We start from the raw sequence: 19,385 nt of genomic DNA, 5'->3' as shown, positions 1-19,385 counted from the left end.
CAACTCCGGACAACCGTCCCTGACGCTCGGGACGTTTCCTCGCTCAGGCTCGTGGTGCGACATCGAGCGAGGAGGAACCCGTCATGACCGCACCCACGACGACCTGTCCGCAGCGGATGACCGGCACCGTCGTCCGCGCGGCCGCGGCCGGCGACGAGGCTGCGTGGCGCGCCGTGGTCGCCCACTACGAGGGCCTGGTGTGGTGGGCCGTGCGCCCGTTCCGCCTCGGCGACGAGCAGTCGGCGGACGTCGTGCAGCTGACCTGGCTGCGGCTCGTCGAGAACATCACGAAGATCCGCGACCCGGAGCGGCTCGGCGGCTGGCTGGTCCGCACGGCCACCCGGCTCTGCATCACCGCGCTGCGCCGCAACCGGCACGAGGAGAGACTGGACGAGACCGGCCACGCGCAGGACCGCGAGGGCCCGGAGGCCTTCGCGCTGCGCGTCGAGCAGCGCGCCGTCCTCGGCCAGGCGCTGGCCCGGCTCTCGCCGCGCGACCGGGACCTGGTGCGGCTGCTGGTGGTCGACGACGCCGACTACGACCACATCAGCCGAACGCTCGACATGCCCAGGGGCAGCATCGGCCCGACCCGCGGCCGGGTGCTGCGCCGGTTGCGCGCCGACCTCGAGGACCGCGACGTCAGGAGCGCCGCGTAGTGACCTCGACGGTGCCCAGCGCCTCGAACTCGGCGGTGACGGCCGCGCCCTCGGTGAGCGGCACCGGCTCGGTCAGGCCGCCGGAGAACACCAGCATCCCGGCGCTCAGCCGCTGATCGCGCGCGGCGAGCCGGTTGGCGAGCCAGGCCACGGACGCGGCGGGGTGGCCCATCACGGCCGCCCCGGCCGCGGTCGCCACCACCTCGCCGTTGACCCGCAGCACGACGCCGAGCAGGCGCAGATCCTCCAGAGCGGACGGTGGCACGGCCACCGGCCCGAGCAGGAACGCGCCGGCGCTGGCGTTGTCGGCGATCACGTCGGGCAGGCGGAAGCGGAAGTCGGTGTACCGCGAGTCCAGCACGTCCACCGCCGCGAACACGGCCTCGGTGGCGGCCAGCACGCTGGTCACCGTGGCGGGCGTCGTGACGTCGCGGGCCAGGAGGAAGGCGATCTCCGGTTCGGCCCGCGGGTGGATGAAGCCGGCCCGGTCGAGCGGTTCGCCGTACGGCAGCAGCATCGCGCTGGTGACCCACCCGTACAGCGGGGAGTCGACCTTCATGACCTGCTGCTTGGCGCGGCTGGTGAGGCCGAGCTTGGCGCCGACGAGCCGCTCGCCGGCCTCCAGGCGCGCGGTGATGCCGGCCCACTGCGCGTCGTACGCGGCCGCCTCGTCGAGGTCCGGGTGGTCGTCGGTGAACGGCGCGCGGTCCCGGCGGTCACGCTGCGCGGCGGCCAGCACCCGGGCGATCTCAGCTGGGTCGGTCATCCGGCCATCGTCGGCAGCGGCGCCGCACGGCGGCAAGCGGCGCTACCACTGTGCGGAAGCCAGCACCGCGTCCGCCAGCGGCGGCCACACCTCGGCGGCCCACTCGCCGAACGGGCGGTCGGCCAGCCCCGCGCACGCGAGCCCGGCGACCGGGTCCACCCACAGGAAGCTGCCCGACTGCCCGAAGTGGCCGAACGTCTCGGGGGAGTTGGCCCGGCCGGTCCAGTGCGGGCTCTTGCCGTCGCGGATCTCGAAGCCGAGCCCCCAGTCGTTCGGGTTCTGCCGCCCGAACCCCGGCAGCACGCCGGCCAGACCGGGAAAGACCGGGCGGGTCGCCTCGGGCAGGAGCGACGGGACGAGCGTGGGCGCGAGCAGTTCCCGGCCGAGCGCGGCCAGATCGGCGACCGGCCCGCGCGCGCCGTGCGCCGGCGAGCCGGTCAGCTCGGTGCCGGACATGCCCAGCGGCTCGAGCACCCGCTGGCGCAGCAGCCCGGCGAAGTCCGCGCCCGCCCGCTGCGCCACCAGATCGGCCGCGACCTCGATGCCCCGGTTCGAATAGATGCGCCGCCGCCCCGGCGCGGACAGCACGTCGTCGCTGTCGGGCGCCAGCCCCGAGGCGTGCGCGAGCAGGTGCCGCAGCGTCGACCCCGGCGGCCCGGCCGGCTCGTCGAGCGCCACCTCGCCGCGGTCCACCGCCGTGAGCACGGTCAGCGCGGTGACCAGCTTGGTCACCGACGCCCAGGCGAAGGCGTCGCCGGGCCCGGTGGACGCGAGCGTGCGGGAGGCGTCGGTCACGGCGACCGCGGCCACCGCCGGCCAGTCCGCCACTGCGTCGAGAGCTGCCATTGGGGCACAGTACCCGGCGGCTCTTCTGCTGAGCGGGAGCTTGGCCGGATACCGCGGGGAGCGCTCTTACGATGCGGGCATGGCTTTGGGAGTGGCCGGCGCCGGCGACCGCCGTGGGCGGTCGGTGGTCAGCAAGGCCGTGGCCCTCCTGGACGCGTTCGCGGTCGACGAGCCCGAGCTGAGCCTCAACGAGCTGGCCGGGCGCACCGGGCTGCCGCTGTCCACCACGTACCGGCTGGCCTCCGAGCTGGTGTCGTGGGGCGGCCTGGAACGGGTGCCCGGCGGCGGGTACCGGGTGGGGCTGCGGCTGCTCGAGGTCGGGGCGCTGGCGCCGCGCAGCGCGGGCCTGCACGAGATCGTGGTGCCGTTCATGCAGGACCTGTTCGTCGCGACGGGCGAGAACGTGCACCTCGCTGTGCTCGAGGGCGGCGAGGCGCTGTACGTCGAACGCGTGACCGGGCTGCGCTCGATCCCCGTGAAGTCGCGCCGGTGGGGCCGGATGCCGCTGCACGCCACTGGGGTGGGCAAGGTGCTGCTGGCGTACGCGGACCCGGAGTTCACCGACCGGGTCATCGCGGCGGGGCTGGCGCGCTTCACGCCGTACACCATCGTCGCCCCCGGCCACCTGCGCCGGAACCTGGCCGAGGTGCGGCGCACCGGGGTGGCGTTCGCCCACGAGGAGATGACGGTGGGCCGCGTCTCGGTCGCCGCGCCGCTGTTCGACGCGGGCGACCGCGCGGTGGCGGCGATGTCCATCGTGGTGCCCACGACGGTCGACCCCCAGCGGCTCGCGCCCGCCCTGCGCACCGCCGCGCTCTGCGCCTCCCGGCGGCTGCGCGAGCGGGCCTTCCACGCCGACCCGAAACGCCCGGCGGGGGAGCCCCGCCCCGCCCCGCCCGGCACCGGGTGAGCGGTCAGGAGAAGCGGGCGGTCACGGCGCCCAGGCGGGAGAACTCGGCCCGGAACGAGTCGCCGGGCCGGACGGGGACCATCTTGTGCACGGCGCCGGGCAGCACGACGTCGCCGGCCCGCAGACCCGAGCCGAGGCTGCCCAGCTTGTTGGCCAGCCAGGCGACGCAGCGCGCCGGGTTGCCCAGCGCGGCCGCGCCGGCGCCGGTGTCGAGCAGCTCGCCGTTGCGGCTGACCACGACGCCGATCAGCCGCAGGTCCAGGTCGGTCGCCGGGCGCATGCGGCCGCCCACCACGAGCAGGCCGGAGGAGGCGTTGTCGGCGACCGTGTCGACCAGCTTGATGCGCCAGTCGGCCACCCGGCTGTCCACCACCTCGATCGCGGGCAGCACGCCGGCGACCGCGGTCAGCGCCGTCGCGGTGGTCACTCCGGGGCCGGCCAGGTCGCGCGCCATGACGAAGGCCAGCTCCGCCTCGACGCGGGGCTGCAGCAGCGTGTCGAGCGGGATCTCGTCGCCGTCCTCGACGAACATGTCGTCGAGCAGCACGCCGAAGTCGGGCTCGTCGACGCCGAGCAGCTGTTGCATCGGGCGGGAGGTGAGCCCGATCTTGCGGCCGATCATCCGGGCGCCCGCGGCGATGCGCCGGTCGATGACGCGCGTCTGGATGGCGTACGCGTCCTCGATCGTCAGCCCGGGTGCGCGGTCGGTCAGCGGCTCGACGGGCTGCCGGTCGGCGATCGCGGTGCTCAGCTCGTCGGCGAACCGGTCGAGGACGTCGGCGTCGGTCATTCCCGCAGTCTGCGCGACGGCCGCCCGCCCGGCGCCGGGGCTTCCGCCCAGCGGCAACGTCAGACGATGCCGAGCAGCTTGGCCGCGTTGTCCCACTCGATCGCGCGGGTGGCGGCGTCGTCCAGGCCCAGCGCGCGCACCGGCTCGCGCGGCCGGGGGTCGGACAGCTCGAACGGGAAGTCGCTGCCCAGCATGACGTGCCCGGCGCCGACGTCGGCGACCAGCCGGTCGAGCAGCGTGACCGAGAACGTCGCGGTGTCGTAGTAGAGCCGGTCGGCGTACGTGCTGGGCGGCAGCGGAACGGTGTGCGCGACCTCCTTGTTGCGCCACCCCATGTCGACGCGCCCGCGCAGCGCCGGCACGCACCCGCCGCCGTGCGCGAGGCACAGCGCGAGGTCGTGGCGTTCCAGCACCCCGCCGAAGATCAGCCGGGCCACCGCGAGCGCGGTCTCCATCGGATAGCCGACGAGCTGGGCCAGGTAGAAGTCGCGCTGGCGGCGCGCGTCCGGAACGCCGCTGGGGTGCAGGAACACCAGCACGTTGCGGTCGGCGAGCAGCGCCCACAGGTCCTCGTTGACCGGGTCGTCGAGGTCGCGGCCGCCGCCCTGGCTGCCGATCGCGATGCCGGCCATCCCGAGCTCGTCCAGGCAGCGGCGGGCCTCCTCGGCGGCGCCCGGCCGGCCCAGCGGCACCGCGCCGAGACCGACCAGCCGCCCGGGCGCCTGGGCGACGTGGTCGGCGAGCTCGTCGTTGCCCTGCCGCACGATCTCGGTGGCGAACGCGTCGTCGTCCGCGGTGGAGCAGAACAGGAACGGCGGCAGCGACACCGCGTGGTGGCTGGTGCCGGCGGCGTCCATCCCGGTCAGGCGGTGGCCTACCTCGTACTGCGAGCGGGCCAGCGGCAGCGGCACCCCGGCGGCGATGCCGCTCACCCGCGGGTCCAGCCGCACCACCGAGGGCGCGGCCCCCTGGAGCTCGGCCAGCCCGCGGTCGCGCAGCCGGCGCAGCAGCGGCATCGGCATGGCGTGGGCGTGGACGTCGACGGCGGGGCTGTCCGGAGGCGTCATGGTGGTCCTTCCAGCGCGAATGCGGTGACGGTGGCCACGAACGCGGCCGGGTCCTCCCAGAAGAACAGGTGCCCGCGCCCGGGCAGCAGCTCGAGGCGGGCGCCGGGGATGCGCTCGGCGAGCAGCCGGGCGTTGCGCGGATCCACCACCCGGTCGGCGGTGCCGTGCAGCACGAGCGTCGGCGCGGTGATGGCGCCCTGCCGCAGGCTGCCGAACCGGGCGCCGGCGGCGAGCTGGGCCTGCCAGCCGACCGTGCCCGGACCGCCCCGGTGCACGGCGATCAGGCGCTCGAGCACCTCGGGGTGGTCGCGGACGGTGTCCGCGCCCAGCGTGTTCTGCACGGCCTGCCGGTTCGCCTGCTCGGCGGGCAGCCGCCGGGCCGCGGCGAGCATGCCCAGCGTGGCGGCCGGCATCGGGAAGGCGAACGGCCAGCCGGGCGTGGTCCCGGCCAGCACGAGCGTGCGCACCCGCGCGCCGTGCCGGATCGCCACCTCCTGGGCGATCATGCCGCCGAGGCTGATGCCGACGAGATGGGCGCGGTCGACGCCGGCGTCGTCGAGCACCGCCAGGACGTCGCCGGCCATGTCCGCGACGGTGAGCTGGCCGGTCGGCGCGTCGCTCTCGCCGCTGCCGCGGTTGTCCACCAGGACCAGGGCGAAGTGACCGGCGAGCCCGTCGGCCACCGGGTCCCAGCCGGCGCGGTCGAACCCGAGCCCCTGCACGAGGACCATCCAGGGCAGGCGGCGCAGGCGGGGACGGCGGATGCCGTACGCGATCCGCAGCCCGTCGTGCTGCGCATGCCGCACCCGGGTGACCACGACGGGCCCTTCGCTCAGGCGGCGTCGTCGGCCAGGAAGTCCCCGACCAGCCGGTTGAAGTCGGCGGACCGTTCGATCTGGACCCAGTGCCCGCAGTGGGCGAAGACGTGCAGGTCCCCGTTGTCCACCAGCCGCATCAGCTCGAGCGAGTTGTCCACCGGGATGACCTTGTCCTCGCGCCCGTGGACGATCAGCGTCTTGTGCGGCAGCGCGCGGATCTGCTCGTCCGGGGTGCGCATCGCCTCGACCCAGCGCTGCCGGGGCGCCGGGAACATCGCGGCGAACGACTCCTGGAAGCCCGGCTGCATGCTGGCCCGGTAGCGGACCTCGGCCAGCTCGTCGGGCACCAGCGCGCGGTCGTGGGCGAACACGTCGAGCACGCCGCGCATGTTCTCGAACGAGGGCTCGTACCCCCAGACCCGCTCGAGGCCCTCGGTGATCGGGAAGTCGACGCCCATGCTGCCCATCAGCACGAGCTTGCCGACCCGGTCGCCGTGCTGGGCGGCCAGCCGCAGCGCGATCGCGCCGCCGAAGCTGTTGCCGACCACGTGGGCGCGGTCGATGCTCAGCGCGTCCAGGAACCCGACGACCTGCTCGGTCCACAGGTCGAGGCCGTAGTCGGCCTTCTCCGGGCGCTCGGAGAAGCCGAAGCCGGCCATGTCGGGCGCCAGCACCCGGAAGCGTCCGGCCAGGGCCGGCATGACCAGGCGCCAGTTCGCGTACGCCGTGACGCCGGGCCCGGAGCCGTGGATGAGCACCACCGGCGCGCCCGTCCCCGCCTCCAGATAGTTGGTCTGCACACCGCTCGCGTCGACCGTGCTGCCGATCTCCGGCCGGTCCGTCTCGGTCATCTCCTGCTCCGTCCGCGTCGTCTCCCCGTCGACGGTGCTGCGCCCGGCCCCGCGCGGCAATGCCGCCTTCTGCTCAGCGGGACCGCCCGCGGACCGTCCGGGATACGCGCGAAACCGTCCGGGAAGCGACGGACCGTTTCCGGCATGTGACGCCATTCTCACTGAGTGGCAATGCCGACTTTCGCTCTCCGCCGCCCCATGTAACCGTCGGGTGACGGCTCAGTAACACTCGGGAGGCGCGGATGGCGGGGAACTCCACCGATGCAGGCCGCTCGGTGACCAGCAAGGTCATAGCCATTCTGATGACCTTCCGCACGGGTGAGGCGTACTCGCTCACCGAGATCGCCCGGCTCACCGGGCTGCCGGTGTCGACCGCGCACCGGCTCTCCATGGAGCTGGTCGACTGGGGCATGTTGCAGCGCACGGGGGAGGGGCAGTTCCGCACCGGGTCGCAGCTGCACGCGATCGCCGAGCGGGCCACGGCGGCCGTGCCCAACCTGCACGAACGGGCCCGCCGCGTGATGGAGGACCTGGCCGCCGCGGCGTCCCGGGCCGCCGTGCGGCTGGGGGTGCTGCGCGGCAGCCAGGCGCTCTACCTGGAGAAGGAGCCCGGCGACCGCCCGGTGCCGGTGGCGTTCGGGTCGGAGACCGTGCCGCTGCACGCCAGCGCGCTGGGCCGGGCCCTGCTCGCCTTCGCCCCGCACGACTTCGTCGAGACGATGATCGGCCGCGGGCTGGATCGCTACACCCCGCACACCACCACCGACCCCGACGAGCTGCGGCACGCGCTGGCGGTGATCCGCCTGACCCGGGTGGCGCTCTGCCTGCGCGAGTACGACCGGGACTACTGCGCGGTGGCCGTGCCCGTCTTCGGCATGGGCGGCAGGGTGGTGGCCGCGCTGGAGCTGGGGCTGCGCGACGGCCACGACCTCTGCATGGTGCGCCCGTCGCTGATCGTGGCCGGCCGGGCCCTGACCCGCGAGCTGCAGACCAACGCCGGGCGGTCGTCGCTGACGATCAGCGCCGACCGCCAGTTCGACGCCCTGCTCAACGCGAAGGCCGGGTAGGCCCTCAGGCGAGCTCGGCCTCCCAGTCGCGGTTCTGCAGGGCGTCGCGGACGTAGGCGAGGAACTGTGCGGCCACCACGCCGTCGAGGGCGCGGTGGTCGTACGAGAGGCCGAGCACGCAGGTGTGGTGGACGGCGATGGCGTCGCCGACCGCCACGACCCGGCGGGCCACGCCCTCGGTGGTCAGGATCGCCACGTTGGGCTGGTTGATGACGGCGGCCGAGGCGTATGTGCCCATAGGCCCGGGGTTGCTGATGGTGAACGTGGACCCGGTCATGTCGGCGGAGCCCAGCTTGCGCTCCTTCGCCCGGTTGCCGACGTCGCGGATCGCGCGGGCCAGGCCGCGCAGGTTGAGCCCGTCGGCGTCGCGGATCACCGGGGCCATCAGGCCGAGCCCGGCGACGTCGACCGCGATGCCGAGGTTGACGTAGTGGTGCAGCGTGATCGTCTGGCTGTCCATGTCGATCGAGCAGTTGAGCGGGGGGTACGCGCGCAGGCCGTCGCAGACCGCGCGGCCGATGAACGGCAGGTAGGTCAGCGAGCCGCCCTCCGCCTTGCGGAATGCCGCTTTGTGCTTCTGCCGCACCTGCTCGATGGCTTCCAGGTCGACCTCGATGGACGTCCACACGTGCGCGGAGGTGCGCCGGGACTCGATCATCCGCTGGGCGGTGACGATCCGGACCCGCGACATCGGCTGCACCTCGTCCCGGGCGTCGGCGGAGACGGGCGCGGCGGAGGCGGCAGGCGCGGCCGAGGCGGCGGCCGGGGCGGCGGAGGCGGCGGCCGGGGCGGCGGAGGCGGCGGCCGGGGAGGCGGATCGGGCCGACAGGGCGGCCAGGACGTCCTCGCGCATGACGCGGCCGCCCCCGCCGGTGCCGGTGATCGACGCGAGGTCGAGGTCGTTCTCGGTGACCAGACGGCGGACGACGGGGGACACCATGGGCTGGTCACCGTTGCCGCCGGCGGAGGAAGGAGCGCCGCGGGAGGCGGAAGGCGCGCCGGGGGAGGGCGCGCCGGCGGCGGGGACCGCGACGGGCTCGTCCACCGAGGAGGTGGACGGGAAGACGGGGGCGGCGGCCGCAGCGCCGGCCGGGGTGGCGGGCTCCGCGGAGGGCGGCGCCGCGATGGAACCGGGCGGGCCGACCGACTCGTCGACGGGGGAGTGCTCGCCCTGCCCGATGGCGTCGGCGGGACCGATGCGGGCCAGCGTGGTGCCGACGGGCACCGTGTCGCCGGGGGAGACCAGCACCTCGAGCAGCACCCCGTCGTACGGGCTGGGGATCTCTGAGTCGACCTTGTCGGTGGAGACCTCGAACAGCGGGTCGTCGAACGCCACCGGGTCGCCGACCTTCTTGAGCCAGCTGCTCAGCGTGCCCTCGGTGACGCTCTCGCCCAGCTTGGGCATGTTGACTTCGTTGATCTCGCCGGCCATCGGTGTACGCCTCTCAACCGTGCAGGGAGCGGCCGCTGAAGGTCAGCATGGTCTCCCCGATCGCCTCGGACAGGCTCGGATGCGGATGGATGAAGTGGCCGACGTCCAGCGGCGTGGCCTGCCAGTTGACCGCCAGGTAACCCTCGGCGAGCAGTTCGCTGGCCCACGGCCCGACCAGGTGGAAGCCGAGGATCGGCCCGTTCTTCGCGGACACGACCTTCACCATCCCGTCGGTCTCGCCGATGATCATGGCCCGGCCGTTGCCGGCGAATCGGTGCTTGTGCACCTCGACGTCGTGCCCGGCCGCGCGCGCCTGTTCCTCGGTCAGCCCGGCCCAGGCGACCTCGGGGTGCGTGTAGACGACCCACGGCACGCCGGTGTAGTCGACCGGCACGGGCGTCTCGCCGAGGATGTGCTGGATCGCCACGATCGCTTCGGCGTACGCCACGTGGGCGAGCCCGGGCGTGTCGACGACGTCGCCGATCGCGTAGACCCCGGCCCGGTTCGTGGACATCGTGGCGGTGTCGACGGCGACGAACCCGCGTTCGTCCAGCGCGATGCCGAGGGACTCGAGGCCGATGTCGTCGGTGACCGGCCGCCGGCCGATCGCCACGAGCACCTGGTCGACCTCGATCTTCTCCACGGTGGAGCCGCTCTCGAACCCGACCACGAGACCACCGTCGCTCGGCGAGGGCGCAGTCACCCGGGCGCCCGCGTGGATGGTGGTGCCGCGGCGGGCCAGCGACCGGGCCAGCACCCCGGCGATCTCCCGGTCCGGCCCGATCGGCAGCACGCCGTCGGGCAGCGCCTCGAGCAGGGTGGTCTGCACGCCGACGTCGGTGAACACCGAGGCGAACTCGGAGCCGATCACCCCGCCGCCGATCACCGCGACCCGTTCGCGTAGCACGTCGCTGCGGGTGCTGTGGTCGGAGGTGACGATCCGCTCGCCGTCCGGCTCGAACCCGGGGATCGACCGCGGCACCGAGCCGGTCGAGATGATCGTCGCGCGGCCGCGCAGGGTCTGCCCGTCCACCTCGACGGCGCCGTCCGCGGTGAGCCGGCCGTGGCCCTTCACGATCGTCACCTTGCGCCGCTTGAGCAACGTGGACAGCCCGCCGACCAGCTTGTCGACCACGCCGGTGGTGCGCTGCTCGACCCGCGCCCAGTCCGGCCGGAACGCGCCGTCGCCCTCGGGCATGATCCCGAAGTCGGCGGCGTGGGTGGCCGTACGGTAGACCTCGGCCGTCTGCAGCAGCGCCTTGGCCGGGATGCAGCCGCGGTTGAGGCACGTCCCGCCGACCGTGTCGCGTTCCACCAGCGCGATCGACAGCCCGGCCGACGCGCCGTAGAGCGCCGCCGCGTAGCCGCCCGGTCCGCCGCCCAGAACGACGACGTCGAAATCCGCACCCGAGGGGCTCATGACGTCGCCACCCGCCGGACGGTCTCGATCACCTCGGCGGTCGAGGGCAGCATCGCGTCCTCCAGCGGCGGGCTCGTCGGGATCGGGGTGTTGCGCGCGCCGATCCGGGTCACCGGCTGGTCCAGCTCCCAGAAGCAGCGCTCGCCGATCTCGGCCGCGATCTCCGCGCCGTACCCGAGCCGCCGCGGCGCCTCGTGCAGCACGACGGCCCGGGCGGTCTTGGCGACCGAGGCGCGGATCGTCTCGAAGTCCAGCGGCACGAGCGTGCGCAGGTCGACGACCTCGACCGAGATGCCCTCGCCCGCCAGCACGTCCGCCGCCTCCAGGGCCTGGTGCACGCTCGCCGAGTAGGTGATCAGCGAGACCCGGTCGCCCTCGCGCGCCACCCGCGCCCGGCCGATCGGCACCGGCTCCAGCGACAGCGGCCCGGGCTCCTTGATGCGCCGGTACAGGTACTTGCTCTCCAGGTACAGCACCGGGTTGTCGTCGCGGATCGCGCTGCGCAGCAGCCCGGCGGCGTCGGCGACGGTGGCCGGCGCGACGATCTTGAGGCCGGGGGTGTGCGCGAAGTACGACTCGATGCTCTGCGAGTGCGTCGGCCCGGCCCGCAGCCGCGCGCCGAACGGGCACCGGAACGTGATCGGCATGGCGTCGCCCGTGCGGTAGTGGTGCCGCGCGATGACGTTGGTGATCTGGTCCCAGGCCGTGGAGATGAAGTCGGCGAACTGGTACTCGACGACCGGTCGCAGCCCGTTGAGCGCGGCGCCCGCGGCCAGCCCGGTGAAGCCGGACTCGGCGATCGGGGTGTCCACCACCCGCCGTTCGCCGAACTTCTCGAGGAAGCCCTTGGTCACCTTGAACGCGCCGCCGAACTGGCCCACGTCCTCGCCGATCAGGAACACCCGCTCGTCCTCCTCCATCTCGGCCATCAGCGCCTGGCTGACCGCGTCGAGATAGGTGACCTCGTCAGGCATAGACCCGCTCCTCCTCACGGTCGGGCGTGGGCATCGGGTCGGACAGAGCCTTCCGGCGCGCCTCGATGGCCTTCTGCCGCGCCTGCTCGCGCATCGCGGCGATCTCGTCCTCGGACGCGTGCCCGGCCTCGACCAGCTGCCGGGCGGCGATCTCCACGGGGTCCTTGGCGCCCCACTCCTCGAACATCTCGCGCGGCACGTAGTCGGCGGGGTCGTGCTCGGCGTGCCCGTGCATGCGCATCGTCACGCACTCGATCAGCGACGGGCCCTCGCCGGCGCGGGCCCGGGCCACCGCGCGCTCGGTCGCCTCGTACACCGCGGTGACGTCGGTGCCGTCGACCTTCTCACCCGGGATGCCGTAAGCCACCGCCTTCGTCGCGAAATCCGTGCGCGACTGCAGCCGCAGCGGCGTCGAGTACGCGAACTGGTTGTTCTCGACGACGAAGACGCACGGCAGGTCCAGCACGGCGGCGATGTTGACCGCCTCGTGGAAGTCGCCGCGCGAGGTGGAGCCGTCCCCGCAGTACGCCAGCGCGACGCGGTCCTCGCCGCGGTACTTGAAGGCGAACGCCCCGCCGGTGGCCACCGGGTAGTTGTCCGGGATGTGGCTCGGCAGGTTGTAGATGCCGAGGTCCAGCCGGCCGTAGTGCAGCGTGCCGTCGCGCCCGCCGGTCGGCGAGGTGGCCTTGCCGAGGAAGCTGGCCATCACCTGCCACGGCTCCATGCCGCGCCACAGGTGCGCGCCGAGGTCCCGGTGGATCGGGCAGAGGAAGTCGTCGGGGCGCAGCGCGGCGGCCGTGCCGACGGCGATCGCCTCGTGCCAGTGCCCGGTGTAGACGCTGCCGAGCATCTCGCCCTGCCGGTACATGCTCACCATGCGGTCCTCGACGGCTCGATGCAGCGCCATCACCTGGAAGATGCGGATCGACAGGTCGCGGTCGGGCATCGGACGCCTCCTTCCCCTGCTCCTCCGCGGACGGTAAGCCGCGCCCGGAACGGGCCGACAGATCCGCTTCCGCACACCGGAAACGGCTCAGCGGCCGCCGTCGAGCCAGTCGAGCAGGTCCTGGTACGGCTTCATCGCGGCCCGCATCTGCTTGCTGATCTCGGCCTGCTGGCGGGCCATCCGGCCGACCTGCTCGCTCATCGCGGCCATCTGCTCGGCCAGCGCCGCCAGCGACTCGGCGGCCTTCTGCTGGCGTTCCAGCGCGGCCACGACCGGCGCGTTCGCCGCCCGCAGCACGTCCGCCTGCATCTTCGTCCACGGCCTCCACGGCTCGGTCATCGCGTCTCCCCGGTCGCGTACCACTCGTAGACGCCGTCCGGCCGGATCCGCCGCTCCACCACGCCGTCGTGGCGCAGATAGGCGATGTGGGCCAGCGTCTCGGCCAGCGCGAAGCCGCGCCGGTGCTCGAGCATCACCCGGCTGAACACCCGGTCGGTGATGTCCACGACTGTCTTGGGCCCGTCCTCGACGGCCTCCCGGATCGCCTGCAGACGGCGCAGCTTGTTGCGCAGGATCGCCTCGATGCGGTTCTGCACGTCCCGGAACGGGGTGCCGTGCCCGGGCAGCACCTGCACCGCGCGCAACGCCTCCACCCGGCGCAGCGAGTCCAGATAGCTGCCGAGCGGGTTGGCGTCGAACCCCCGCTCGAAGGTGACCGGCGGCGTCACCCCGGGCAGCAGGTGGTCGCCGGAGAGGACCACCTCGAGGGCGGGCGACCACAGGCAGATGTGCCCCGTGGAGTGGCCGGGGGTGTGCAGCACCTCCCAGTCCTGGCCGCCGATCGGGATCTTCTCGCCGCCGCGCAGCCGGGTCGAGGCCTCGACGACCGAGTACAGGTACGGCAGCCAGTCGCGCAGCCCGTGCGCCACCGCCGGCAGTTCCGCGGACGGCAGGCCGTGGTCGGTGTACGTGTCCCGGCGGCGCGCCACGGCCGTGTCCGGGTGCCGGTACTTCTCGCAGTCCAGGTCGGTCAGCGCGTGCATCCACAGCTCCGCGCCGGTCAGCTCCATCAGCCGCCCGGCCAGCCCGTAGTGGTCGATGTGCGCGTGGGTCACGACGATGCGGGACACGTCGGCCAGCTCGTACCCGGCCGTCCGCAGGCCCTGGCCGAGCTCGCCCAGCCCGTCGCCGTCCGGTCCGGGCCGCCACACGCCGCAGTCGACGAGCGTGACGTGCTGACCGTCGGCGAGCACGTACACGTTGACCGTCTCGATGCCGTTGTGCCCCACCGGAAGCGGCACGCGGGTGATCCCGTCGATCTGCATGGCTACCCGTGCACGCGTTCCATCAGCACGAACCAGACCCGTACGTGGGCCGAGAACTCGATCCGCCCAGCGGTGACCGAGCCGGACACCGCGACGACGTCGAAGCGCTCGATGCCGTCGAGCGTCAGCGCCGCCCGGTCCAGCGCCTCGGCGACCGCCTCCTCGACGGTGCTGCCCGTGCCGGTGAGGTCGATCGCCTTCTGAACCGCCATGCCCGGACCGTAACGCCGCCGGTCAGCCGCCCCGGGCCGCGGATCCGTCCAGTGGAATGCCGTCTGGACGCCGCCGCGGGCGCAGATCTCCAATGGTCGCGCCATCGGTGAGGGAGGATCCATGGACGCGCGCGAGCCGGCCGAGTTCACCAAGACGCCCAAGAAGGCCGCCGCCAGCGGCTGGATGGGCAGCGCTCTCGAGTATTACGACTTCTTCATCTACGCCCAGGCCGCGGCCCTGGTGTTCCCCGACATCTTCTTCCCCGAGGGCAACGACCAGGTCGCCGTCATCTCGTCGCTGGCGCTGTTCGGCGTCGGCTACGTGGCCCGTCCGCTCGGCGCGTTCTTCCTCGGCCACTGGGGCGACACCCACGGCCGCAAGAACGTGCTGGTGCTCTGCATGCTGATGATGGGCCTGTCGACGTTCGCGGTCGGCATCCTGCCCGACTACCACGCGATCGGCCTCGCGGCCCCGCTGCTGCTGGTGATCCTGCGGCTGATCCAGGGCTTCGCGGTGGGCGGCGAGATCTCCGGCGCGAGCGCCATGATCGTCGAGCATGCGCCGTTCGGCCGGCGCGGGTTCTACGCCAGCTTCACGCTGCAGGGCGTGCAGGCGGGCCAGATCCTCGCCGCCGCGGTCATCCTGCCGCTGTCGGCGCTGCTGTCCGAGGACGCGTTCCAGTCCTGGGGCTGGCGGATCCCGTTCCTGCTGAGCGCGGTGGTCGTCGTCGCCGGCATGATCATCCGCCGCCGCGTCGACGAGACCCCGGCGTTCCAGGAGGAGGAGACGCACGGCGAGGTGCCCAAGGCGCCGATCGTGCAGGCCGTGCGGGAGAGCGGCTCGGACATGCTGCGGGTCATCTGCATGGCGCTGATGAACGCGGTGCCGTTGGCCACGACCGTCTTCGGCGCGTCGTACGCCACGAGCGACGCCTACGGCATCAACATGAGCACCACCGCCTACCTGTGGATCTCGCTGGTCGGCAACGCGGTGGCCGTGCTCCTCATCCCGTACGTCGGGAACCTGTCCGACCGGATAGGCCGGCGCCCGCTGATCATCGCCGGGGCGCTGAGCTCGGGTGCCCTGTCGTACGTGTACTTCTACTTCATCAGCCAGGGCAGCGTGGTCGGCGCCTTCATCACCGCGATCTTCATGTGGGGCATCGTCTACCAGGGCTACAACGCGGTGTTCCCGGCGTTCTACCAGGAGCTGTTCCCGACCCGCACCCGCGTCACCGGCTTCGCCGTGTCGCAGAACATCGGCACGATGATCACCGCGTTCCTGCCGAGCATCTACGCGGCGGTAGCGCCGGCCGGGTCGAACGTCCCGCTGATCGTCGGCAGCTTCACGTTCGGCTGCGCCATCATCGCGGCGATCGCCTGCTGGACCGCCCGCGAGACCTTCCGCATCCACCTCAACGACCTCGGCACCAAGGACGCCCAGCCGGTGCCGGCGGAGGAGTACGAGCGGATCCGCGCGTCCGTCTGAGCGGGTCCGCCGACGGGGCCGGGTCTTCAGCTGGAGGCCCGGCCCTCCTCGTGCAGCGCGGCCAGCCCGTCGATGGCGAGCACGTAACCGCGGACCCCGAAGCCCACGACGATGCCCCGCGCCACCGGCGAGATGAACGAGTGGTGCCGGAACGCCTCCCGCTTGTGCACGTTCGAGATGTGGCACTCGACGACCGGCAGCTCGGCGCCCTCGATCGCGTCGTGCAAAGCCACCGAGGTGTGGGTGTACGCCCCCGGGTTGAACACGGCGCCGATGCACTCGCCGGCCTTGGCCCGCGCGCCGAACTCGTGCACCCAGTCGATCAGCTGCCCCTCGTGGTTCGACTGCCGGAACTCGGCGGTGAGCCCGTGCCGCCCGGCCGCGTCCCGGCACATCGCCTCGACGTCGGCCAGGGTGGTGCTGCCGTAGACCTCGGGCTTGCGGGTGCCCAGCAGGTTGAGGTTCGGCCCGTTCAAGACCAGGACGGAAGGCACGCTGACTCCAGGGTGGGCGCGGACGGCGGACGCCCCCAGGCTATCCGCGCGGCCACCCGCGCGCGCCCGCTCTTCCGGTCAGTGACCGGATCGGTCGACCGTCCGGGGCGGCCTCGATGCGGCGCCCAGGGCGGCGAGGCCGATCAGGAAGGGATACAGGATGCCGCGTTCGACCAAGCCGATGAGGACGCCGGCGCCGGAGCCCACGACCGCGAGGAAGGCCGCCAGCGAGACGAGACCCAGTGTCCCGAGCGCCACCAGCGCCCTCCCCAGCCGGCGGGAGACACCGAGCAGCCGGTGCGCCCGGCCGAGCAGGATCACGAGCACGTTGCCGGAGGTGAAGGCCGCGAACGCCCCCAGGCCGTGAGCGGCGGAGGCGTCGGCGGAGCCGGGGAACAGCGCGACCAGGACGGCGCCGGCGGCCAGCACCGCGGCCGTGGCGATCACCGCCCACCGGCGCCCGCGCGGCAGCCCCCTGAGCGCCAGGACGCCCGCGAGCGCGGCGATCCCGAACAGGAAGAAGCCGGTGTTCATCACCCAGGCGAGCGGCGAGTACATGTACTGCCCGAACGCGGTCGAGGGTCCGTGCACCCCGAGGTTGCTGATGAAGTGGTACGTGTAGCTGTACGGCGGATCCGTCCACGCGGCCGCGGCCACGAACTCGGCGGTGAAGTAGATGCCGCCCGCGGCCAGGAGCGCGGTCCGCGCCGCGCGGCTCTGCCGGAGCGGGACGGGTTCGAGGGCGAGATCGGTCAAGGTGTCCTCCTCGGAGCCGGACGTGATGTGTCCGAACACTGCGGCGGGTCGCTGACACCCTGCGGACACGGCGCCGACGCGCGCTGACACGGCTCGGGCGTGCTTGCGGCGATAGCGGCGATATAGGTGGGAGGTCGCAAGTCCCGCGGGCCCGGAAAAGGCCCCGCCTGCTGATTTCCGACTCCCGCGGCGAGCGATCGACGTGCGACGTTGTCGACCATGACTCCTCGTACGTGGACAGTCACCGCCGTGCTGGTGCTCGCCGGCCTCGCCGTGCCGGCCGGTCCGGCGTCCGCCGCGGCCACCCTGCCGCTGAAGGTGGACTTCTCCGACGCCGCGACCGCGCCCGCTGCCGGGTACGTCCGCGACTCGGGCGCCGCCTACACCGACGCCCGCGGCTACGGCTGGGTGGACCTGGGGGAGCGCACGCCGGTCGACCTCACCGGCAACGGGCGCAACCGCAACCCGGCGGCGGGGCAGGCCGATCCGCGGCTCGCCACGTTCCTACACGCGCAGCTGCCGGCGGGCTCGCCGGGGGTGCACACCCCGGGCGCGTGGGAGGCGGCCGTGCCGGCGGGGCTCTACACGGTGACGGTGGCGGTCGGCGACGCGGGCACGGCGACCGACAGCACGCACTGGGTGTCCATCGAGGACCAGAACGCGATCGCCGCGTTCAAGCCGACCGCCACGACCAAGTTCGCGACCGCCACCCGCACGGTGCGGGTCACCGACGGCAAGCTGACCGTCAGCCCGGCCGGCGGCACGAACACCAAGTTCGCGTACGCCGACATCGCCGCGGTGGCCGGCTCGGCGACGATCCCGGCCGTGCGCACCAGCACCCCGGCCAACGGCGCCACCGGCGTGCCGCTGACCACCAGCGTCGTCGAGGACCTCGTGCTGCCCAACGGGGGAGTGCGCGCCGCCTCGCTGACGAGCTCGACGGTCACGCTGACCCGGCTCAGCGACGGCGCGGCGGTGCCGGCGACCACGATCACCAGCGGCGGCGGCGACGTCATCAACCTCTCGCCGACCGCGCCGCTGGCGCCGCTGACGGCGTACCGCTTCACCGTCACGAGCGGGGTCACCGACGTGACCGGCAAGGCCTTCGCGCCGTACTCCATCGTCTTCACCACCGGCAGCGGCGGCACCGGCGGCCCGGTCGCCTTCGACAAGACCGTGGGCGTGGCCACCGGCGCGCCGTTCACCACGGTCGTGAAGGGACCCGACGGCCGGCTCTACGCGGGCACCCTGGACGGGCGCATCTTCCGCTTCCCCATCAACGCGGGCGGCACGCTCGGCACCCCGACGATCATCACCACCGTACGGGACAACGCCGCGGCGCTCGGCCTGCCGGGCGCGCCCGCGCGCACCGTGATCGGCATGGCCTTCGACCCCGCGTCCACGGCCGCCGCGCCGGTCCTGTGGGTCACCGACAACTACGAGTACGTCGGGCCGCTGAACGTGCCCGACTGGTCCGGCCGGATCGGGCGGCTCAGCGGCGCCGGCCTCGGCACGTACACCTCGGTGGTGGTGAACCTGCCGCGCTCGGTGAAGGACCACGAGACCAACTCGCTCGCCTTCGGGCCGGACGGGGCGCTGTACGTGTCGCAGGGCGCGAACAACGCCATGGGCGCGGCCGACTCGACGTGGGGCAACCGCCCGGAACGGCTGCTCAGCGCGGCCGTGCTGCGGCTCGACCCGGCCCGGCTGCCCGCCACGTTGCCGCTGAACGTGAAGACGGAGGACGGCGGCGCCTATGACCCGTACGCCCCGGGAGCGCCCTTGACCCTGTACGCCACGGGCGTGCGCAACGCGTTCGACCTGGTGTGGCACCGCAACGGCCACCTGTACGCGCCGACCAACGGCTCGGCCGCGGGCGGCAACACCCCGGCCACGCCGGCCACCCTGCCCGCCTCGTGCGCCCGCCGCGGCTACACCGGCCCGGCCGTCCCCGCGCTGACCGGCGTGCCCACCGCCGAGACCGACTACGTGTTCGACGTGCGGGCCGGCCGCTACTACGGCCACCCCAACCCGCTGCGCTGCGAATGGGTGCTCGCGGGCGGCAACCCCACGTCGGGCACCGACCCGTTCCAGGTCGCCGCCTATCCGGCCGGCACCGCGCCCGACCCGAACTTCGATCTCGCCGGCACGTACGACGCCGGCCTGCACGCCTCCGCCAACGGCGCCGTCGAGTACCGCGGCGGCGCGCTCAACGGCAAGCTGCTGGTGGTCCGCTACTCCTCCGGGCAGGACATCGAGACCTTCGACGTGGCCGCCTCGGGCGCACTGTCCAATCGCACCACCGGAATCACCGGCTTCACCGGGTTCAGCCAGCCGCTCGACGTGACGCAGGACACCACGACCGGTTTCCTCTACGTGACCGAGCTCGGCGCCAACCGGATCACGCTGCTCAAACCCCGTCCCTGAGCCGGCGCACGGATTCCGGCCGCCGAACGGACGACCCCGAACCGGCCGGACCGCCCTGTCGCATCCAAGATCACGTCCGCTAACCTGAGCCGCCCTCACCTACCGTGATCGTTTCCAGCATCGCAGGAGTTCCTTCCTC

The 19,385-nt window shown here is 73.3% G+C and carries 20 protein-coding genes; 5 read left to right on the top strand and 15 right to left on the bottom strand.

The genetic code is table 11. From position 1 onward, the window contains the following. Positions 1 to 83: 83 nt before the first annotated feature. The gene (locus ACSNN8_RS30600; RefSeq protein WP_436653438.1) at positions 84 to 656 is read left to right on the top strand and encodes an RNA polymerase sigma factor; all 573 of its coding nucleotides are present in this window, start codon (positions 84 to 86) and stop codon (positions 654 to 656) included. Here ACSNN8_RS30600 and ACSNN8_RS30595 read toward each other — a convergent pair. Together ACSNN8_RS30595 and ACSNN8_RS30590 are read right to left on the bottom strand one after the other, a co-directional pair. After that, positions 640 to 1,422, bottom strand: a complete 783-nt coding sequence (locus ACSNN8_RS30595) for a 2-keto-4-pentenoate hydratase (protein ID WP_436653437.1) — start codon at positions 1,420 to 1,422, stop codon at positions 640 to 642. The genes ACSNN8_RS30600 and ACSNN8_RS30595 overlap by 17 nt on opposite strands. Before the next feature lie 42 nt (positions 1,423 to 1,464). After that, on the bottom strand, positions 1,465 to 2,268 hold the full coding sequence (locus tag ACSNN8_RS30590; protein WP_436653436.1) for a serine hydrolase domain-containing protein: 804 nt from the start codon (positions 2,266 to 2,268) through the stop codon (positions 1,465 to 1,467). A gap of 79 nt (positions 2,269 to 2,347) precedes the next feature. Between ACSNN8_RS30590 and ACSNN8_RS30585 the strand changes: the two genes are divergently transcribed. After that, entirely contained in the window at positions 2,348 to 3,178 is an 831-nt protein-coding gene (locus tag ACSNN8_RS30585) for an IclR family transcriptional regulator (RefSeq protein WP_436653435.1), read from the top strand. Positions 3,179 to 3,182: 4 nt separating this feature from the next. Here the strand turns inward: ACSNN8_RS30585 and ACSNN8_RS30580 are convergent, their stop codons facing one another. The 4 genes from ACSNN8_RS30580 to ACSNN8_RS30565 are packed head-to-tail and all read right to left on the bottom strand — an operon-like array spanning position 3,183 to position 6,704. After that, complete coding sequence (locus tag ACSNN8_RS30580; RefSeq protein ID WP_436653434.1) at positions 3,183 to 3,968, bottom strand: 2-keto-4-pentenoate hydratase; 786 nt, start codon at positions 3,966 to 3,968, stop codon at positions 3,183 to 3,185. Positions 3,969 to 4,027: 59 nt separating this feature from the next. Next, positions 4,028 to 5,035, bottom strand: coding sequence for an amidohydrolase family protein (locus ACSNN8_RS30575; RefSeq protein WP_436653433.1), 1,008 nt, complete (start codon positions 5,033 to 5,035; stop codon positions 4,028 to 4,030). Beyond that, entirely contained in the window at positions 5,032 to 5,853 is an 822-nt protein-coding gene (locus ACSNN8_RS30570) for an alpha/beta fold hydrolase (protein WP_436653432.1), read from the bottom strand. Before ACSNN8_RS30570 ends, ACSNN8_RS30575 begins: the two co-directional genes overlap by 4 nt. A 14-nt stretch (positions 5,854 to 5,867) precedes the next feature. Continuing rightward, the gene (locus ACSNN8_RS30565) at positions 5,868 to 6,704 is read right to left on the bottom strand and encodes an alpha/beta fold hydrolase (protein WP_436653431.1); all 837 of its coding nucleotides are present in this window, start codon (positions 6,702 to 6,704) and stop codon (positions 5,868 to 5,870) included. Between the two features lie 242 nt (positions 6,705 to 6,946). On the opposite strand from ACSNN8_RS30565, the gene ACSNN8_RS30560 reads away from it, so the two are divergent. Continuing rightward, the gene (locus ACSNN8_RS30560; protein WP_436653430.1) at positions 6,947 to 7,771 is read left to right on the top strand and encodes an IclR family transcriptional regulator; all 825 of its coding nucleotides are present in this window, start codon (positions 6,947 to 6,949) and stop codon (positions 7,769 to 7,771) included. A 4-nt stretch (positions 7,772 to 7,775) separates the two neighbouring features. Here the strand turns inward: ACSNN8_RS30560 and ACSNN8_RS30555 are convergent, their stop codons facing one another. The 7 genes from ACSNN8_RS30555 to ACSNN8_RS30525 form a co-directional block, all read right to left on the bottom strand. Beyond that, a complete protein-coding gene (locus ACSNN8_RS30555) occupies positions 7,776 to 9,203 on the bottom strand; it encodes a dihydrolipoamide acetyltransferase family protein (RefSeq protein ID WP_436653429.1) in 1,428 nt (475 codons plus the stop codon). 13 nt (positions 9,204 to 9,216) lie between these two features. Next, on the bottom strand, positions 9,217 to 10,623 hold the full coding sequence (lpdA, locus tag ACSNN8_RS30550) for a dihydrolipoyl dehydrogenase (RefSeq protein WP_436653428.1): 1,407 nt from the start codon (positions 10,621 to 10,623) through the stop codon (positions 9,217 to 9,219). Continuing rightward, a complete protein-coding gene (locus tag ACSNN8_RS30545; RefSeq protein WP_436653427.1) occupies positions 10,620 to 11,597 on the bottom strand; it encodes an alpha-ketoacid dehydrogenase subunit beta in 978 nt (325 codons plus the stop codon). Before ACSNN8_RS30545 ends, lpdA begins: the two co-directional genes overlap by 4 nt. Next, on the bottom strand, positions 11,590 to 12,543 hold the full coding sequence (locus tag ACSNN8_RS30540; RefSeq protein ID WP_436653426.1) for a thiamine pyrophosphate-dependent dehydrogenase E1 component subunit alpha: 954 nt from the start codon (positions 12,541 to 12,543) through the stop codon (positions 11,590 to 11,592). The genes ACSNN8_RS30545 and ACSNN8_RS30540 overlap by 8 nt, the downstream gene beginning before the upstream one ends. Before the next feature lie 87 nt (positions 12,544 to 12,630). Next, positions 12,631 to 12,882, bottom strand: coding sequence for a hypothetical protein (locus tag ACSNN8_RS30535; protein WP_436653425.1), 252 nt, complete (start codon positions 12,880 to 12,882; stop codon positions 12,631 to 12,633). Beyond that, positions 12,879 to 13,868, bottom strand: a complete 990-nt coding sequence (locus tag ACSNN8_RS30530; RefSeq protein ID WP_436653424.1) for an MBL fold metallo-hydrolase — start codon at positions 13,866 to 13,868, stop codon at positions 12,879 to 12,881. Before ACSNN8_RS30530 ends, ACSNN8_RS30535 begins: the two co-directional genes overlap by 4 nt. 2 nt (positions 13,869 to 13,870) lie before the next feature. Continuing rightward, positions 13,871 to 14,080 carry a dodecin domain-containing protein gene (locus tag ACSNN8_RS30525; protein ID WP_436653423.1) on the bottom strand — a complete coding sequence of 70 codons (210 nt, stop codon included), beginning with the start codon at positions 14,078 to 14,080 and terminating at the stop codon, positions 13,871 to 13,873. A gap of 121 nt (positions 14,081 to 14,201) precedes the next feature. On the opposite strand from ACSNN8_RS30525, the gene ACSNN8_RS30520 reads away from it, so the two are divergent. Further along, positions 14,202 to 15,569, top strand: a complete 1,368-nt coding sequence (locus tag ACSNN8_RS30520; protein ID WP_436653422.1) for an MFS transporter — start codon at positions 14,202 to 14,204, stop codon at positions 15,567 to 15,569. Between the two features lie 26 nt (positions 15,570 to 15,595). On the opposite strand, the gene aroQ is transcribed toward ACSNN8_RS30520, so the two are convergent. Together aroQ and ACSNN8_RS30510 are read right to left on the bottom strand one after the other, a co-directional pair. Then, on the bottom strand, positions 15,596 to 16,063 hold the full coding sequence (aroQ, locus tag ACSNN8_RS30515) for a type II 3-dehydroquinate dehydratase (RefSeq protein WP_436653421.1): 468 nt from the start codon (positions 16,061 to 16,063) through the stop codon (positions 15,596 to 15,598). A 78-nt stretch (positions 16,064 to 16,141) separates the two neighbouring features. Then, positions 16,142 to 16,819: a DUF998 domain-containing protein gene (locus ACSNN8_RS30510; RefSeq protein ID WP_436653420.1), complete on the bottom strand. Its 678-nt coding sequence runs from the start codon at positions 16,817 to 16,819 to the stop codon at positions 16,142 to 16,144. A gap of 219 nt (positions 16,820 to 17,038) precedes the next feature. Here ACSNN8_RS30510 and ACSNN8_RS30505 point away from each other — a divergent pair, with 219 nt between their 5' ends. Further along, entirely contained in the window at positions 17,039 to 19,246 is a 2,208-nt protein-coding gene (locus tag ACSNN8_RS30505; RefSeq protein ID WP_436653419.1) for an Ig-like domain-containing protein, read from the top strand. Positions 19,247 to 19,385 lie beyond the last annotated feature (139 nt).

The sequence above is a fragment of the Actinoplanes sp. URMC 104 genome, from assembly GCF_051386375.1.
In the GTDB taxonomy this organism is placed as follows: Bacteria; Actinomycetota; Actinomycetes; order Mycobacteriales; family Micromonosporaceae; genus Actinoplanes.
The sequence above is the reverse complement of the archived record's forward strand: the minus strand, read 5'-3'. Positions and strand labels throughout refer to the sequence as shown.

Excerpts from the sequence above, each read along its gene's own strand:
- ACSNN8_RS30520 (WP_436653422.1), top strand. The coding sequence starts at position 14,202 with ATGGACGCGCGCGAGCCGGCCGAGTTCACCAAGACGCCCAAGAAGGCC.
- ACSNN8_RS30585 (WP_436653435.1), top strand. The coding sequence starts at position 2,348 with ATGGCTTTGGGAGTGGCCGGCGCCGGCGACCGCCGTGGGCGGTCGGTG.
- ACSNN8_RS30505 (WP_436653419.1), top strand. The coding sequence starts at position 17,039 with ATGACTCCTCGTACGTGGACAGTCACCGCCGTGCTGGTGCTCGCCGGC.
- ACSNN8_RS30530 (WP_436653424.1), bottom strand. The coding sequence starts at position 13,868 with ATGCAGATCGACGGGATCACCCGCGTGCCGCTTCCGGTGGGGCACAAC.
- ACSNN8_RS30525 (WP_436653423.1), bottom strand. The coding sequence starts at position 14,080 with ATGGCGGTTCAGAAGGCGATCGACCTCACCGGCACGGGCAGCACCGTC.
- ACSNN8_RS30545 (WP_436653427.1), bottom strand. The coding sequence starts at position 11,597 with ATGCCTGACGAGGTCACCTATCTCGACGCGGTCAGCCAGGCGCTGATG.
- lpdA (WP_436653428.1), bottom strand. The coding sequence starts at position 10,623 with ATGAGCCCCTCGGGTGCGGATTTCGACGTCGTCGTTCTGGGCGGCGGA.
- ACSNN8_RS30560 (WP_436653430.1), top strand. The coding sequence starts at position 6,947 with ATGGCGGGGAACTCCACCGATGCAGGCCGCTCGGTGACCAGCAAGGTC.
- ACSNN8_RS30595 (WP_436653437.1), bottom strand. The coding sequence starts at position 1,422 with ATGACCGACCCAGCTGAGATCGCCCGGGTGCTGGCCGCCGCGCAGCGT.
- ACSNN8_RS30565 (WP_436653431.1), bottom strand. The coding sequence starts at position 6,704 with ATGACCGAGACGGACCGGCCGGAGATCGGCAGCACGGTCGACGCGAGC.
- ACSNN8_RS30575 (WP_436653433.1), bottom strand. The coding sequence starts at position 5,035 with ATGACGCCTCCGGACAGCCCCGCCGTCGACGTCCACGCCCACGCCATG.
- ACSNN8_RS30540 (WP_436653426.1), bottom strand. The coding sequence starts at position 12,543 with ATGCCCGACCGCGACCTGTCGATCCGCATCTTCCAGGTGATGGCGCTG.
- ACSNN8_RS30555 (WP_436653429.1), bottom strand. The coding sequence starts at position 9,203 with ATGGCCGGCGAGATCAACGAAGTCAACATGCCCAAGCTGGGCGAGAGC.
- ACSNN8_RS30600 (WP_436653438.1), top strand. The coding sequence starts at position 84 with ATGACCGCACCCACGACGACCTGTCCGCAGCGGATGACCGGCACCGTC.
- ACSNN8_RS30580 (WP_436653434.1), bottom strand. The coding sequence starts at position 3,968 with ATGACCGACGCCGACGTCCTCGACCGGTTCGCCGACGAGCTGAGCACC.
- ACSNN8_RS30535 (WP_436653425.1), bottom strand. The coding sequence starts at position 12,882 with ATGACCGAGCCGTGGAGGCCGTGGACGAAGATGCAGGCGGACGTGCTG.
- ACSNN8_RS30590 (WP_436653436.1), bottom strand. The coding sequence starts at position 2,268 with ATGGCAGCTCTCGACGCAGTGGCGGACTGGCCGGCGGTGGCCGCGGTC.